Annotated in this window: 15 protein-coding genes; 12 read left to right on the top strand and 3 right to left on the bottom strand. The window is 61.4% G+C overall.

The genetic code is table 11. The annotated features are described in order from the left end of the window. Positions 1 to 24: 24 nt before the first annotated feature. Positions 25 to 873 (top strand): sn-glycerol-3-phosphate ABC transporter permease UgpE, encoded by an 849-nt coding sequence (gene ugpE, locus LLY24_RS13800; RefSeq protein ID WP_259036879.1) that lies wholly within the window; start codon positions 25 to 27, stop codon positions 871 to 873. Between the two features lies 1 nt (position 874). Beyond that, a complete protein-coding gene (locus tag LLY24_RS13795) occupies positions 875 to 1,927 on the top strand; it encodes a sn-glycerol-3-phosphate import ATP-binding protein UgpC (protein ID WP_259036878.1) in 1,053 nt (350 codons plus the stop codon). Positions 1,928 to 1,936: 9 nt separating this feature from the next. On the opposite strand, the gene LLY24_RS13790 is transcribed toward LLY24_RS13795, so the two are convergent. Next, the gene (locus LLY24_RS13790) at positions 1,937 to 3,583 is read right to left on the bottom strand and encodes a bifunctional metallophosphatase/5'-nucleotidase (protein WP_259036877.1); all 1,647 of its coding nucleotides are present in this window, start codon (positions 3,581 to 3,583) and stop codon (positions 1,937 to 1,939) included. Positions 3,584 to 3,851: 268 nt separating this feature from the next. Here LLY24_RS13790 and fdhF point away from each other — a divergent pair, with 268 nt between their 5' ends. Then, on the top strand, positions 3,852 to 6,818 hold the full coding sequence (fdhF, locus tag LLY24_RS13785; RefSeq protein ID WP_259036876.1) for a formate dehydrogenase subunit alpha: 2,967 nt from the start codon (positions 3,852 to 3,854) through the stop codon (positions 6,816 to 6,818). Next, positions 6,818 to 7,354: a helical membrane plugin domain-containing protein gene (locus LLY24_RS13780; protein ID WP_259036875.1), complete on the top strand. Its 537-nt coding sequence runs from the start codon at positions 6,818 to 6,820 to the stop codon at positions 7,352 to 7,354. Before fdhF ends, LLY24_RS13780 begins: the two co-directional genes overlap by 1 nt. A gap of 28 nt (positions 7,355 to 7,382) precedes the next feature. Here the strand turns inward: LLY24_RS13780 and fdhD are convergent, their stop codons facing one another. Next, positions 7,383 to 8,231, bottom strand: coding sequence for a formate dehydrogenase accessory sulfurtransferase FdhD (fdhD, locus tag LLY24_RS13775; protein WP_259036874.1), 849 nt, complete (start codon positions 8,229 to 8,231; stop codon positions 7,383 to 7,385). 232 nt (positions 8,232 to 8,463) lie between these two features. Between fdhD and LLY24_RS13770 the strand changes: the two genes are divergently transcribed. The 4 genes from LLY24_RS13770 (at position 8,464) to LLY24_RS13755 (ending at position 12,980) form a co-directional block, all read left to right on the top strand. Continuing rightward, entirely contained in the window at positions 8,464 to 9,543 is a 1,080-nt protein-coding gene (locus tag LLY24_RS13770; protein WP_259036873.1) for an aldo/keto reductase, read from the top strand. A gap of 168 nt (positions 9,544 to 9,711) precedes the next feature. Continuing rightward, positions 9,712 to 10,875: a glycosyltransferase family 4 protein gene (locus LLY24_RS13765; protein ID WP_259036872.1), complete on the top strand. Its 1,164-nt coding sequence runs from the start codon at positions 9,712 to 9,714 to the stop codon at positions 10,873 to 10,875. Continuing rightward, positions 10,838 to 11,377, top strand: a complete 540-nt coding sequence (locus LLY24_RS13760; RefSeq protein WP_259036871.1) for a phosphatase PAP2 family protein — start codon at positions 10,838 to 10,840, stop codon at positions 11,375 to 11,377. The genes LLY24_RS13765 and LLY24_RS13760 overlap by 38 nt, the downstream gene beginning before the upstream one ends. A gap of 166 nt (positions 11,378 to 11,543) precedes the next feature. Beyond that, a complete protein-coding gene (locus LLY24_RS13755; RefSeq protein WP_259036870.1) occupies positions 11,544 to 12,980 on the top strand; it encodes a sodium/glutamate symporter in 1,437 nt (478 codons plus the stop codon). 134 nt (positions 12,981 to 13,114) lie between these two features. Here LLY24_RS13755 and LLY24_RS13750 read toward each other — a convergent pair whose 3' ends face one another. Next, positions 13,115 to 13,243: a hypothetical protein gene (locus LLY24_RS13750; protein ID WP_259036869.1), complete on the bottom strand. Its 129-nt coding sequence runs from the start codon at positions 13,241 to 13,243 to the stop codon at positions 13,115 to 13,117. A 677-nt stretch (positions 13,244 to 13,920) separates the two neighbouring features. Here LLY24_RS13750 and LLY24_RS13745 point away from each other — a divergent pair. From LLY24_RS13745 to LLY24_RS13730, 4 genes are all read left to right on the top strand, one after another. After that, entirely contained in the window at positions 13,921 to 14,340 is a 420-nt protein-coding gene (locus LLY24_RS13745; RefSeq protein WP_259036868.1) for a GlcG/HbpS family heme-binding protein, read from the top strand. A 3-nt stretch (positions 14,341 to 14,343) separates the two neighbouring features. Continuing rightward, complete coding sequence (locus tag LLY24_RS13740) at positions 14,344 to 14,868, top strand: VOC family protein (RefSeq protein ID WP_259036867.1); 525 nt, start codon at positions 14,344 to 14,346, stop codon at positions 14,866 to 14,868. 160 nt (positions 14,869 to 15,028) lie between these two features. After that, entirely contained in the window at positions 15,029 to 15,163 is a 135-nt protein-coding gene (locus LLY24_RS13735; protein ID WP_259036866.1) for an entericidin A/B family lipoprotein, read from the top strand. A gap of 3 nt (positions 15,164 to 15,166) precedes the next feature. Further along, a complete protein-coding gene (locus LLY24_RS13730) occupies positions 15,167 to 15,706 on the top strand; it encodes an alpha/beta hydrolase (RefSeq protein ID WP_259036865.1) in 540 nt (179 codons plus the stop codon). The last annotated feature ends 20 nt before the right edge of the window (positions 15,707 to 15,726 follow it).

The following is a 15,726-nucleotide window of genomic DNA, read 5'->3' as shown; positions in this document are numbered from 1 at the left end:
GGCCTCATCGAGTGGATTATCGACATGGTTGAAAACAGACCCTTACTCACTTTCCTGACCCACCTGATACTGATTCTTGGCGTACTGGTGGTGGCCTTCCCGGTCTACGTGGCCTTCATCGCCTCCACCCACGAACCCGGCGAGTTCGTGCGTGGGGTGATGCCGCTGCTACCCGGCGACAACTTCTGGGCGACCTACAGCCAGATGCTCGGCGACGGCTGGCAGGTGGCGGGCGCGCCGCCAGTGTGGCTGATGCTGGGCAACTCGACGATCATGGCGCTGACCATCGCCATCGGTAAGGTGGCGATTTCGATCCTTTCTGCCTTTGCCATCGTCTACTTCCGTTTTCGCTTTCGCCTTTTGGCCTTCTGGATCATCTTCATCACCCTGATGCTGCCGGTAGAGGTGCGCATTATCCCCACCTACGCGGTGGTGGCGGATCTCGGCATGCTCAACTCCTACGCTGGCTTGACCCTTCCGCTGATCGCCTCGGCCACGGCCACCTTTCTGTTTCGCCAGTTCTTCATGACCGTCCCCGAGGAGCTGATGGAAGCAAGCCGCGTCGACGGCGCGGGGCCGATGAAGTTCTTCAAGGACATTCTGCTTCCGGTGTCGATCACCAATATCGCGGCACTGTTCGTGATCATGTTCATCTACGGCTGGGTGCAGTACCTGTGGCCGCTTCTGGTCACCACCGACGAAGATTTCTACACCATCGTGCTCGGGATCAAGCGCCTGATGGCCTCCTCCGACCGCGTCCCGGCGTGGAACCTGGTGATGGCGACGGTCACGCTCGCCATGGTGCCGCCGGTGCTGGTCGTGCTGTTGATGCAGAAACTGTTCGTGAAAGGCCTGACCGAGACGGAGAAATAAGATGGCCAGTATTACCCTGGAAGGGCTGAAGAAAACCTACGCCGGTAACGTGCAGGCGGTGAAGGGCATCGATCTTGCCATCGAGGACGGCGAGTTCGTCGTGCTGGTCGGGCCGTCCGGCTGCGGTAAATCCACGCTGTTGCGCATGGTGGCGGGGCTCGAAACCATTTCCGAGGGCACGCTCAAGATCGGCGAGCGGGTGGTGAACGGCCTCGAACCTGCAGATCGCGACATCGCCATGGTGTTTCAGAACTACGCGCTCTACCCGCACATGACGGTCTATAACAACCTCGCCTACGGGCTCAAGAATCGCGGCTTCAAGAAACCCGAGATCGAGGCGCGGGTGCGCAACGCGGCGAAGATGCTCGAAATCGAAGAGTTTCTTATCCGCAAGCCGCGCCAGCTCTCCGGCGGCCAGCGCCAGCGGGTGGCCATGGGCCGAGCGCTGGTGCGCGAACCGGCAGCGTTTCTGTTCGACGAGCCGCTATCGAATCTGGACGCCAAGCTGCGCGTGCAGATGCGCGTGGAAATCCGAAAGCTTCAACGCCGCCTCAAGACCACCAGCTTATATGTGACCCACGATCAGCTCGAAGCGATGACCCTGGGCGACCGGCTGGTGGTATTGAACGCGGGGCAGATCGAGCAGGTGGGCACGCCCATGGAGATCTACGCCCGTCCGGCGAGCATGTTCGTGGCGAGCTTCATCGGCTCGCCGTCGATGAACATGGTGCCGCTTGCGTACCTGAAAACGCAGGGGCAGAGCACGCTGCTCGATGACCTGCCTCCCGACACCGACACCGTCGGCATCCGCCCGGATGACCTTCGCTTAACGCCCCCGGAGGCTATTCATCTGACCGTGGAGGCTACTCTGGAGCTTTACGAAGCCGCTGGCGCTGAAAGCCACCTTTACGTACAGCTGATTGGGAGCAAGCAGCCCACGGTGATCCGCGTCAGCGGCCAGCCGCCGGTAAAGGAAGGCGAGACGCTGCGCTTTTACGTCACCCGACAAGCGCTGCACCCCTTCGACAGCGCCTCGGGCAAGCGTACCGACTAGACCTTTACCTCACTCCCGGGCGATATCGACGATGCGCCCCTCTACCTGGGGCGCGATATCTTCCTGAGCCACCAGGTAATCGCGCAGCATCTCCCAGTCGGTATTGCCGACGATATGGCTGCGGTCGTCCTCGAACGCGGCTTCGAGAGCCGTGTGGTTATCGCCGCCAGCGGCGGTGAAGTTGTTGGTGGCGATGACGTAGGTGGCGTCGGGGTCGATGTCGACGAGCTCGCCGTCTTGCGTCACCTTCAGGCTCACCAACCGCTCACCGGCGGGCTCGCGGCTGTCGTAGACCACTTCGGTGCCTTGGGAGGTCTGCAGGAAGGCGCCGCTTTCCTCCGGCGCGTGTGCAAGGGCGATTTCGAAGGTTTCCCAAAGCTCCGCCCCGGTCACGTCCATCAGCGTCAAACGGTTGCCGAAGGGCTGCACGGCAATCAGCTCGCCCACGGTGACCTCGCCCGCGGCGAGCGGTTCGCGCACGCCGCCACCGTTTTGCAGCGCCAGCACCGTGTCCGGGTTCACCCGGCGGGCGGCGGCGAGTTGGCCATCAGCGATCAGGTTACCCAGCGCGGTTTCGTCGGCGCGCACGCTCTGCTCATCGCCGCTTCCGTGGCGCGGATTAGGCAGTGTTTGCGGCAGGGCTACGCCGATTTGCGCGTCGCGCACCTCTTCGATGCGCGCCGTAAAGGGTTCGAGCATCGCCACCGCCTCGGCGTTCGCCTCGAAATCCTCGGCCGCCAATAGCTCGCCGGTGGCCGCCGTCACCACGCCCTCGTCATCGAAGGTGACCTGCATCACGCCCAGGTACTGGCCGTACTCCCCCGCCTGACCGATCACCGTGGGCGCCGCCTTGGGCTCACCGAGGTCGTTTTCGTCGACGATGACCGGCGACTCGAGCCGGGTATGGCTGTGGCCGCCGATGATCACGTCTACACCTTCCACATGCTGAGCGAGCAGCAGATCGTTACCCACGCTCGGGTCGCTGTCATAGCCCAGATGTGTCAGGGCGACGATCTTGTTCACGCCCTGGGCCGTGAACGCCTCGACCATCGCGTTGGCCGCCGCGCGGTAGTCGCTGATGGTCACCGCGCCAGGGCTCGAAACGGTTTCGGAGGCCTGGGTGCTCAATCCAAACACACCGATGCGCTCGCCGCCCTGCTCCAGTATCACGCCGTCGTAAAGATGCCCGGGCATTGGCGTCGCGCTGATCGACTCCCCCAAAAGATCGGCGAATTCCGGCGAGGCGGAGAAGTCCAGGTTGGCGCCAACGATGGGAAACTCGGCTGCCTCGAACAGCGCGGCGAGCGCTTGGTGGCCCTCTTCCGGGTCGCCGAGGTCGAACTCGTGATTGCCGGGCACCAGAGCGTCATAGCCCATCAGGTTCATGAACTTAACGGCGTCTAGCCCCTTGAACTCGTTGAAATAGAGCGTGCCGGAGTAGAGGTCACCAGCGTCGAGCAAGAGCCCCTCGCCGTACTCGGCGCGCGCCTGCTCCAGAGCGGTAACCAGCTGTGGATACTGGTCGGTGCGCCCGTGCAGGTCGTTGGTGTGGTAAATCGTTAGCGTGAAGGGGGCGGCGAAGACACACGGGCTGAGCGCAAGCATGGCCGCCACCAGCGTTGTTGCCCGCCAAGGGGCACGTGGGGATATCGACATCACCATTCCTTTTGGGTGTTCAAGTATTGGCGACGCCCTCGCCTTGAAGGCGCCCTCATCACGGTCGTCCTACTATTACCAGTATTCATGACGTTTTGTAATGCGCGGCTTTCAGCGCATGACGAAAGAGCGTGGATTTAATCTAGGTTGTCGCCCTGGCATCGCGGAGGCGGTGACACTGCAGAACACGCGCTGCGAGACCGCCCCTTGCGAGCGGCGAGGCATGTACCGGCAGCATAAAAACAACGGCTCCATGGAGGAACACTCGATGACTCGACCGTGTACGATCTTGTTCGATGGTACGCCACTCGGCGGAAACGAGGGCGAACCGCTCATTGATTTTCTCGACGGGCACGGCGTTTCGCTGACCAGTGTCTGCTACCAGAAGGCCCTGGGCCCACTTCAGACCTGTGACACCTGCTGGGTGGCAGTGAACGGCGAACTCGTCCGCGGCTGTACCCTGGTGAGCGAGGAGGGGCTCGACGTGTCGAGCGCCGCTCCGGAGGCCATCGCCGCCCGCGCCGAAGGACTCGACCGGCTGCTGGCCAAGCACGAGCTCTACTGCAGCGTCTGCGAGAACAACAACGGCGACTGCCGGGTGCACAACGCTGTGGTCGAGATGAACCCGCCCGTCCAACGCTACGCCTTCGAGCCCAAACCCCATGCCAAGGACACCTCCAACCCCTTCTACACCTACGACCCGGACCAGTGCATTCTGTGCGGCCAGTGCGTCGAGGCCTGCCAGAACGTGGAGGTCAACGAGACCCTCTCCATCGACTACGCCAGCGAGCATCCGCGGGTACTGTGGGACGGCGGCCGAGCGATCGACGACTCCAGCTGCGTGAGCTGCGGCCACTGCGTGACGGTGTGCCCCTGCAACGCGCTCCAGGAGAACACCATGTACGGGCGCACCGGACCGCTCACCGCCCTGCCCTGGTCGCTCAAACGGCCGATGATCGATGCGGTGAAGGGGCTTGAAAAAACCATTGGCGCGCGGCCCATCACCGCCGTGTCCGAACTCGACGCCGCCTGGCGCCAGCCCAGCCTCAAGCGCACCAAGACCGTATGCACTTATTGCGGCGTGGGCTGCTCCTTCGAGATGTGGACTCGGGACCGGGACATCCTTAAGGTCCAGCCTACCGAGCAGGCACCGGCCAACGGCATTTCCACCTGCGTGAAGGGTAAGTTCGCTTGGGACTTCGTCAACAGCGACCAGCGCCTCACCACCCCCTTGATTCGTGAGAACGGCCGCTTTCGCGAGGCGAGCTGGGACGAGGCGCTGACGCTAGTCGCCCGGCGCCTACTGGAGGTACGCGATACCCACGGCCCGCGTGCGCTCGGCTTCATCGGCTCCAGCAAGGCCAGCAACGAAGAAGCCTATCTGACCCAGAAGATCGCCCGACTGATCATCGGCACCAACAGCGTCGACAACTCCTCGCGCTACTGCCAGAACCCGGCGACCAAGGGGCTTTTTCGCACCGTGGGCTACGGCGGCGACGCCGGTACCATCAAGGACATCGAGCAGGCCGAGGTCGTCGTGCTGGTGGGCAGCAACACCGCCGAGAACCACCCGGTGATCGCCTCGCGCATCAAGGCCGCCCAGAAGCTACGGGGCCAGAAGCTTGTGGTGATCGACCCGCGCCGGCATGAAATGGCCGAACGGGCTAACCTGTACCTGCGTCCCAACCTCAGCACCGACCTGGTCTGGGCTTCGGCGCTGTCGCGCTACATGTTCGATCACGACCTGGCGGATAGCGAGTTTCTAGCCCGCCGGGTCAACGATGTCGACGCCTACCGCGCCTCGCTCGAACCCTTTACCCTGGCGTTCGCCGAAGAGGTCACCGGCATTCTCCAGGCACGGCTGATCGAGGCTGCGGAACTGATCGGTCGCGCCAAGAGCGTGTGCCTTCTGTGGGCCATGGGCATCACCCAACACAGCCACGGCGCCGATACCAGCACCGCCCTCTCCAACCTGCTGCTCGTCACTGGCAACTACGGCCGCCCGGGCACCGGGGGCTACCCCATGCGCGGGCACAACAACGTGCAAGGCGCCAGCGACTTCGGCTGCCTGCGAGAAATGTACCCAGGCTACGAGAGCGTCACCGACGAAAAGGCCCGCGCTCGCTGGGCCAGGGGCTGGGGAGTGGCGCCGGAGACACTCTCTCTGGAAGAAGGGCTTGGCAACTTCTTGATGGTGCAGGCCGCCGCCGATGACGAACTCAAGGCAATGATGGTGATCGGCGAGGAAACCGCGTTTTCCGACTCCAACACCCATAACGTGCATCAGGCCTTCGAGAAGCTCGAGTTCTTCGTGGTGCAGGACATGTTTCTAAGCCGCACCGCGCAGTTCGCCGACGTGGTGCTGCCCGCCTGCCCCAGCGTCGAAAAGGAGGGCACGTTCGTCAACACCGAGCGGCGCATCCAGCGCTTCTACCCGGTGCTGGAACCCCTGGGCGATAGCCGTCCGGACTGGTGGATCCTCACCGAGCTCGCCGCTCGAATGGGCCACGACTGGGGCTATACCCATCCCAGCCAGATCATGGCGGAGTGTGCCTCCATCGCCCCACTGTTCGCCGGGGTGAGCTACGAACGCCTCGAAGGCTGGCAGTCGCTACTCTGGCCGGTGGCCGAGGACGGCACCGACACACCTCTGCTTTATACCCACGACTTTCCTACCGAAGATGGCCGGGCCACGCTCTTCCCGCTCGAGTGGCAACCCCCGGCCGAAGCGCCAGACGCCACCTATGACCTGATGCTCAACAACGGTCGGCTGCTCGAGCAGTTCCAGGGCATTAACCAGACCGGGTGCTCGCCGGGCATTCGCGCGCAGGTCGATCAGGGCTTCATCGAAGTGAGTCCCGCCCTTGCAAGGGCCCGGGGCATCGAGACCGGCACCTGGGTGCGGGTCACCTCCCGGCGCGACAGCCTCGAGCTTCCAGCACTGGTCACCGAGCGCGTGGCAGACGATACCCTCTTCATCCCGATCCATTTCGGCAAGTTCGGCGTGAACGCCTTGACCGGCGAGCATGCCGATCCGGTCGTACAGACCCCGGCTTACAAGGAGGTCGCGGTGAAGCTCGAGGTGCTAGACCGGCGCACCGGCTCGCCGCTGCCTGCCACGAACTACCGCTTCGGCCACAGGACGCCCAACGACGGCGTGGCGGTCGAACTCAAGTGGGCCAACGAGGATTATCGCCAGCCCCCCGCTCATCAAGCCGACCCGAGGAAAATGTGATGGCCACGCGAATCGAACACGACGACACGCCACCGCCCGCCACCGGCCCGAGCGCCCGTCAGGAACTCGACCAACTCGTGCAGACATTGCACGAGCACGGCGTGCTGCGCTTTGCCAACGACGTGGTGGCCTCCAACCACGAGCTGTTGCGCATCGTGCTGGGCGGGCTCGACAAGCCCGGCACCCTCAACGCTCTGCAAAATGCCTCGGCGCTGGCTATGGCGTTTTCGGCCCTACCGCCGGAGCGCTTCTACCAAGTGATGTTCGCCATCAAGGAAGCCATCGAAGAAATTAGCCGCCACCGCCACGAGGGCGCCGCCGAGGACGCAAGCCAACAGGCCGACCTTGATCAGCGATCATCCAGCCGTGACGCGGCCCCGGGCATCACCGGCCTTTACCGCCTGCTCAACGACGACGAGCTCTGGCACGCGATAAAACCTCTGGCCGCCGGGCTTCGCGCGTTCTCGCAGCGCCTGGACCGGCCCGTGGACAAGCCGGTGACCGACTTCACCGGCAAGCCCACCGAGGGGCCCTAGCCGCGAAGCGGCGCGCTAGCCGCCGCGTTCACAACGCGGGCAACTGCGCGCCGTCGGCGACTTCAAGCCGCTGGGGCGCCGAGTAGACGTTGCATCGCCCTTGGCGCAAAAAACCTACTAGGGTGACGTTGAACTGGCGCGCCAGACGCACCGCGTAGCTGCTCGGTGCTGAAATGGCGCACACCACGGGCACGCGGGCCATGATGCACTTTTGCATCAGCTCGAAGCTCGCGCGGCCGCTAAGCAGCATGATGCGGTTATCGAGCGGTAGCTGGTCGTTGAGCAGCGCCCAACCGTTGAGTTTGTCCACGGCGTTGTGACGGCCGACGTCTTCGCGCATGGCGAGCAAGTTTCCCGCATCATCGAATAGAGCAGCCGCGTGCAGGCCGCCGGTCTGCTCGAACACCGCCTGCTGCGCGCGCAGCTTGCCGGGTAACGAGGCGAGTAGCTGCCGGGTGATAGGCGACGCCTCGGCGTTCTCGGGCAGCGCCTGAAGGAATTCGAGGTTGAGCTTGCGCTTGCCGCATACGCCGCAGGCACTATTGGAGAGCGACGAGCGCTCTAGCCGTTCGGCCTTGGCGGCGTTGAACTGCTTGAGCACGATCTGCAGCACGTCGGGCTGGCCCACCAAGTGATCGATCACTTCGAAATCCTGGCGCGACTGCGCCAATCCCTCGCTGAGCATCAGTCCCGCAGCCAGTTCGCGGTCGTGCCCGGGGGTACGCATGGTGATGACGGGCTCGGTACCGGCAACCCGAATCTCCAGCGCCTCTTCGACCGCCAGCGCGTCTTCACGCGCCACGACGCCATCGTCGTCCAGCGTCAGAATGTTCATCCACGCATCGCCCTGATGCTGGCCTGCTCTTGGTTCCTCCATGCACGTTTCCCCCTTGTCGCGTGTTTCTTTCACGGTCTGGCTAGCTCTATCACGGCTTGGCTAGTGTAGCGCCAACGCCGTTACCGCGCTGCACTACGTGATACACCTCATCGTTGTCCCCCGCGTTGACACACCTCATCGCTCTTCTAGGCTTGTTAGCGAGCAAATCATTTTTTTGGTTCATGTTTTCAATCACGTTTTCAATCATGTTTTCAACATAGGAGCTGTCGAGATGAAGTATCGTCCGCTTGGAAACTCTGGCCTGCTGGTCTCCGAACTCGCGCTGGGTACCGTGCCGTTCGGCGGCAGCGGAGGCTTCGAGAAAGCCGCCAGCGTCGATGTAGCTGGCGCTAAGCGCCAGATCGATCTGGCCCTGGACGCGGGCATCAATATGATCGATACCGCCGACCTCTACTCCATGGGCGAAGCCGAGGAGATCGTGGGCAAGGCGCTAGGCGACAAGCGCCACGACATCATCCTCGCTTCCAAGGCGAGAAGCCCTCTGGGCGACAACCCCAACCACAGCGGCTTTTCGCGCTATCACCTGATTCGCGCCTGCGAAGCGAGCTTGAAGCGGCTGAATACCGACCACATCGACCTTTACCAGATGCATAACTGGGACGGCGTAACGCCGGTCGAGGAGATGCTCTACGCCCTGGATCATCTGGTACAGAGCGGCAAGATCCGCTATTACGGCACCTCCAACTTCACCGGCTGGCAAATGATGAAGACCCTCGGTAAAGCCGAGCTGCACAATTTGACCGGCCCCATCAGCCAGCAGATCTACTACACGCCTGAATCCCGCGAGGCGGAGTACGAGCTGATGCCGCTGGCGATCGATCAAAACATCGGTACGCTGGTATGGGCACCGCTCGGCGAAGGGCTGTTCAACGGCAAGGTACGCCGCGGTCAGAAGGCGCCGGAAGGTACTCGCCAGGGTAACGGCTGGCCCGAGCCCTACATTCACGATATGGAGCGGGCCTACGACATCATCGAGCTCTTGGCCGAGGTCGGTGAAGCCCACAACGCCTCGATTCCGCGCACCTGCTTGGCTTGGCTAAAAGATCGTCCTGGAGTAACGACGCTACTCGTCGGTGCGCGCAACGAAGAGCACTTGAAGGATGACTTGGCCGCGGCCGAGCTCACCTTGAGCGATGACGAGATCGCCCGCATCGAAGCCGCGACGCGCCCGGCGCCGCAGTACCCTTACTGGCACCGGGTCGTCGCCAATATGGATCGTATCGATAAGGCCGAACAGCCGTTCATCGAGGGCTATCGTAAAACCATCGAGCAGCGCGACGACCAGCGCTAGCGGTGATAAGTGTCACAAGCGCCCTCCCAGCGGCCGGGCTTCCCCGGCCGCTAGCTTCCCGCCATCCCCGCAAGCATGTCCTTTGTCACTGCTTATTCACTCGTTTGACTCCCCAATGTCACCGTCCTGTACCACACTAAGTGGAAAAGCCAAAAGGACAACACGCTCATGCGCCTGTGCATCGTTAGCGAAACGTGGTCCCCGGAAATCAACGGCGTGGCTCATACCCTTAGCCGCCTGTGCGCTGAGCTTTCACGCCAGGGAACGTCGATCGATCTAATTCGCCCTCGCCCGCGTATCAGCGCGCACGATGGCCAGGTCGAGCATGAACTGCAGGTCGCTCATATCGCCGTTCCCGGCTATGGCGAGGTGCAAATAGGGCTTAGCTCCCCCGCTCGGCTGCGTCGCTTCTGGCGCGAACACCGCCCCGACGTTGTCTACTTGGCTACCCAAGGACCGCTTGGCTGGGCAGCTCGGCGCGCCGCCCAGCAGTTGGAGATTGCGGTGGTGGCGGGCTGGCACACCAACTTCGATCACTACTGCCACGACTACGGCGTGGCGTGGCTCGAACCCGCCACGCGGCGTTATTTGCGCCACTTCCATAACGGCTGCGCACTGACGCTGGTGCCCACGCACGCTCAAGCGCAGGCGCTGCGTCTGGCAGGCATCCATGACGTAGCGGTGATGTCGCGCGGTATCGATGGCGAGCGCTTTACGCCGCAAAAGCGCGACCCTGAACTTCGCCGCCGCTGGGGTGTAGGCGATCATCAGACCGTGGCGCTCTATGCCGGGCGCCTCGCTGCCGAGAAGAACCTAACGCTGCTTCAGGAAACCTTCGACGCCATGCGACACGCGCGCCCGGATATGGCGCAGGTGATCGTCGGTGATGGCCCGCTCAAGGCGCAGTTGCAAAAAGCCCTGCCCGATGCGTACTTCACCGGCTTCATCGAGTCCGATGCGCTGGCGCGCCACTATGCCAGCGCCGATTTGTTTCTCTTTCCTTCGCTCTCCGAGACCTGGGGCAACGTGGTGCCGGAGGCCATGGCCAGCGGGTTGGCGGTGGTCGCCTTCGACCACGCCGCCAGCGCCGAGCTCATCGATAACGGCCGTAACGGCGTGACGCTGCCGCCGGGCCACGACGCTGCCTTCCGCGACGCCGCCGTTGCGTTATGCCAGCGCCCTGCCGACTACGCCCGCCTTGGCCGAGTCGCGCGGCTAAAGGCGCTGGAGCAGAGCTGGGCAGGCATCGCCGAGCTATTCCTACAGCACCTTCACCACGCCCGAGAGAGCTACCATGCGTCCACGTCCGCTTGTCGTATTCGATCGTCTTGATCTGCTGGAGTGGCAGTTCTGCCAGCGCGTTTCGCGCTTCTCGCTGTTCGCCCCCTGGCGGCGTACGCTGCAGGCAGCCAGCCATTTAGGTGATTGGCCCGCCTGGGTAGCGCTCATCGCCGCGCAGCCCTGGCTGCAGGCAGACGGTAGCCAACGCCTGGTGCAGTACGCGCTCACTGCGCTTATCGCTATCGCCGTTTACCGCTTCATCAAGACGCGTCTTTGCCGCGAGCGCCCCTTCATCACCTATCGCGAGGGAATTCTATGCAGCGCCCCGGCGCGGGATCGCTATAGTTTTCCCAGCGGCCATACTATGCACGCGATGCTGTTCTCCTTACTCGTGGCGGCGCATACGCCGTGGCTATTGCCCGTCGTCTTGCCACTGGCCGTACTCATCGCCATCTCCCGCGTGGGGCTGGGGCTACACTACGTTAGCGACGTGATCGCGGGGGCGCTAATGGGCGCCGGATTTGCCAGCCTGAGCCTCGTGGTGATGGGATAGCCAGCGCGACTTTAAAAGGTACGAGCAGCCCCGCTTTGCGTGGGGTCTTCGCGTGTGACCGCATTCAACGCTATGGTTAAGGTAACTTTTTGTCTATCTCGCCTTAGCGCTTGGCGACTTGCTCTAGTGATAGTGGCGAGACCCACCTCTGCAAGGATGCACTGCGATGACCATGACCGTGGGTGAACTCTTCATTGCGCTGGTAATCATTGCCTTGGCGCTGCTCGTGAGTAACGCGCTGCGCTTATGGATTCCCTGGCTGCGCCGCCTTTTTCTGCCTAGCTCCGTTATTGGTGGCCTGCTGCTGTTGCTATTGGGGCCTGAGGTGATCGGCCGGTTCATGCCCACGCTGTTTGCCGAGAGCCCCGGCTTTTTCCCCGCCTATGTACAAGAGAGCTGGTCGGCGCTGCCGGGGCTTTTGATCAACGTGGTGTTCGCGGCACTCTTCATCGGCACGGCGATACCGGGGCTGCGGCGCATTTGGATGCGCGCAGGGCCTCAGGTGGTGGTCGGTCAGACCATGGCGTGGGGTCAGTACGTGGTGGGGCTTTCGCTTGCTCTACTGGTGCTGGTGCCGTTTTTCGATATGAACCCGATGGTCGGCGCACTCATCGAGATTGGTTTCGAGGGGGGCCACGGTACCGCAGCGGGCATGGCCGAGACCTTCACCTCACTGGGCTTCGAAGAGGGTGCCGACTTAGCGCTGGGCCTTGCCACCGTAGGGATCGTGGCCGGGGTGCTGATTGGTACGGTGATGATCAATTTGGCGGCGCGACGCGGTGTGATCACGCTCAAAAACGATGTCGAACGCCCTGCAGAGACCGAGCAAGGCGACGAGCGCCCCTCCACCGAGGAGTACAGCGAGTTCAAGAAGGATTTGACGCTCGAGGCAGGCACCACCGATCCGCTCAGTTTGCATATTGGCCTCGTGGGGATTGCCATCGTACTGGGGTGGCTGCTGCTTTCGGGGCTGCAGTGGATCGAGCAGGTGACCTGGGCGAGCGATGGCGGCCTCGAGATTCTGGCCCACGTTCCGCTCTTTCCCATTGCCATGATCGGCGGGGTCATCGTGCAGCTGTGCATCATGCGCTTTGGGCTCGAACATCACGTTTCAAGTCGAACCATGTCGCGCATTTCTGGCACGGCGCTGGATTTCACCATCGTCGCTGCGCTAGCTACCCTGTCGCTGACTACGCTGGGCGAATACTTCGTGCCCTTTTTGCTGCTCTCGGTGTGCGGCATCGCCTGGGCGCTATTCGTGCTTATGGTCATTGCGCCACGCGTCATTCCCGAAAACTGGTTCGAACGGGGGATCGGTGATTTCGGCCAGTCCATGGGGGTCACCGTTACCGGCCTGCTGCTCATGCGCATGGCCGATCCCAAGAACGAATCGGGCGCTTTCGAGAGCTTTGGCTACAAGCAGCTGATGTTCGAGCCGATCGTTGGGGGCGGGCTGTTCACGGCGGCCGCCCTGCCGCTCATCGCTCAGTTTGGCCCCGTCATGGTACTGCTACTCACCGGCGGTTTGACGGTCGCTTGGCTCGCCTTTGGTCTTCTCTACTTCGGCCGCATGATCCCCGAGCGCGGTAAAGGGCGCTGGTAACTCAACAAGGAAGTGAGCGCTCACGCTCATTAAAAGCCGCTAAGTAGAAACGCCAACGCCCCGCTATATGACTGGCGGGGCGTTGCGTATCGGCTATCACGAGTTACTGGTAGAGAAGCCGTTAAGTCGAACATTCAGAGATCGCGGGGCAAGTCCTCGTGCTCGTCGACGACCTCCACCGTCGTCTTGCAGGCCATGTAGATACCAACACCCGAGAACCCGAGAAACAGCACGAACATGCCCAACATCAACGTCATTGCCATTATGCTTGTCCCTGTAGGCGCGGCTGCCACGTTTACGTTTTTTCTAGCCACGCGCGTCGTCGTTTAGGTGTAGGAGAGAGGATAGACCAAAACGCCGCCGCTTTCTGTACAAGGGCTGTCCAGAAAAATGCGTATTTTTGCATATTCTAATTAAATCAAAATGTTACGCTAAAATAAAAAACAAAAAAACCATCTCACAAAGCGCGAGATGGTTTTTTTGCCCCTATGCCTTCCTTGGCGTCGGTGTCAGCGCATCCTGCGCTGAAATGAGTAAAAGGGCGAGTTCCTGGCGTTCCCTTGCTGATATCCGGTGTCCCAACCTTCCTTTTCGTACTGCTGCTCTCTTTTACTCGGTGCTGGAAAACACTTTGCACTTCCTAGGCCAAAGGTAGAAGAAATAATTTTTTTACATTAAAAACAGCAATATAGAAAAAATATCCATGTCATACCAGTCTTTCTACCTTCTCGCTTTCATGTGCCTAATTGACACATGAGCACGATCGACACAGTGACATTGTGTTAATTCGACGCTCACCGCGGTTACCACGGTTACCACCACGCATCGCAGGCACTTCCATATTAGAGAAATCGAGTATTTGCCTGATCTCTTCTACGCTGATTAGGCGGCGAACGATTCGCCCCGCTGATTCCTTCTCACAGGTTAAAAGGATTTGAACATGAGCGAACGAATCAACACTTGTCACAATGTGTCCTCCCAAGGCGCGCACGCGATCATCGAGGCAACCGTAAAGGCGGCCAAGCAGCGCGAGATACCGGTATCCATTGCCGTGGTCGATCGTGGCGGTTGGTTAATCGAGTTTCATCGCATGGACGGCGGCGTAGCCGGAGGCGTGGATGGGGCCATTCGTAAGGCGATCTCGGCGGCCAAGTTCGAGGAGCCACTGGCCAAGTTCTCCAAAATGGCTGCCGAAGAGCAGGATTATATCGGCAACATGCCGGGACTGATTCCATTAGGCGGTGCTGAGCCGCTCAAAATCGAGAGTAAAACGGTCGGTGCCGTGGCGGTGTCGGGCGCCTATGAGTCTCTCGAGCAGGAGCTGGCTGAAATCGCCGTTGCAGCTTTCGACAAGGAGTGAACGATGAGCTTCGTACGGGGTATTGAACACGTCGGCATGACCGTGCCTGACATCGACGCAGCCGAACGCTTTTTCATCGTCGCCTTCGATGCCGAGGTGCTCTACCGTGTGCTGCCCAAGAGCGCCGATGATCAAAGTGGTAAAGAGGTGGGGCCCATCAATGGCATGCCCGAGGATAATGCTCAGTGTGCCATCTCGATGCTGCGTATGGGCAGCGGCGCCAATTTGGAGCTATTCGAAGTCGCCCAACCCGAGGGCGAATCGGCCAAGATTGTCTCTATGGGGCCCACCCATTTTTCCATTGTGGTGGATGATATCGATGCTGCCGGGCGCGCCGTAAAAGCCGCGGGTGGAACGCTCTTCGAAGGCCCCCAGGATTGCTTCGACGCTGAAAGCGGCCCTGGCAATAAACTCTGGTTCTTTCATACGCCGTGGAAGAGCCTGGTGGAGATGCTGCAGCTTCCCTCCGAAATGACCTACCGTGAAGGCGCCACCAAGCGACGTTTCCTCCCTCCCGCCAGCGACTAAGCTTGGCTATACCTACCGAAACACAGGTTGAAATACCAAGACACTGGCTAAAACATGCCTTGTAACGTATAGATAAAGGTAACGCCGTGGCGATAGCGTCACGGCGCTGCGCGATCAGGTCGCGATACCATGCAAAAAAAACGGAACAAGGAGCCATCCTATGAAGCGTATGCTGGCAATGGGTCTACTGCTGATGACCACGCTCGTGGTGCTCAGCGGTTGTAATACGGTCAATGGTATGGGCGAAGACATCGAGCAGGGAGGCGAAGCCATTCAGCGCTCATCTACCGGTTAACCCATGCAAACCCTGAGCGTTTATCTATCACACGGACTCGAAAGCGGCCCTCAGGCGCTGAAGGTGCAGGGACTCAAGCGGGTCGTCGAAGCGTATGACGACTGTGAGGCGGTAGTCATGGACTACCGTGGTCAGACCGATCCTCGTAAGCGTCTGCATCAGCTACGGGCAACCGTTATCGAGCGTGGCGACGACCCTGCCTACTGCCTCATGGCAGGGTCGAGCTTGGGCGGCTGGTTGAGCGCCGCCTTTAGCGCCGAGCAGCCGGTACTTGGCTGTTTTCTTCTCGCCCCAGCGCTGGGGTTACCCGAATACCCCGAATCGTCGCCGCCGCTTCAGGCGCGCGCGACGCATATCATCCACGGCTGGCGCGACGATGTGGTGCTCCCTGGACCGGTGATCGAGTACGCACGAGATCGGCGCCTCTCCCTACGCCTGCTCGATGACGATCATCGCCTGCACGATAGCCTTACGATCGTCCTCGACGACTTCGAACGTTTTCTCAAGCATTGCCTAGACTTACGTTCTTCATCGAACGTTTGACCGGTCTTCTGTACGATTTT

This window comes from Halomonas dongshanensis, assembly GCF_024790395.1.
Taxonomy (GTDB): Bacteria; Pseudomonadota; Gammaproteobacteria; order Pseudomonadales; family Halomonadaceae; genus Vreelandella; species Vreelandella dongshanensis.
Note: the sequence above shows the minus strand (reverse complement) of the source record. Positions and strands in the feature narration are given on the sequence as shown.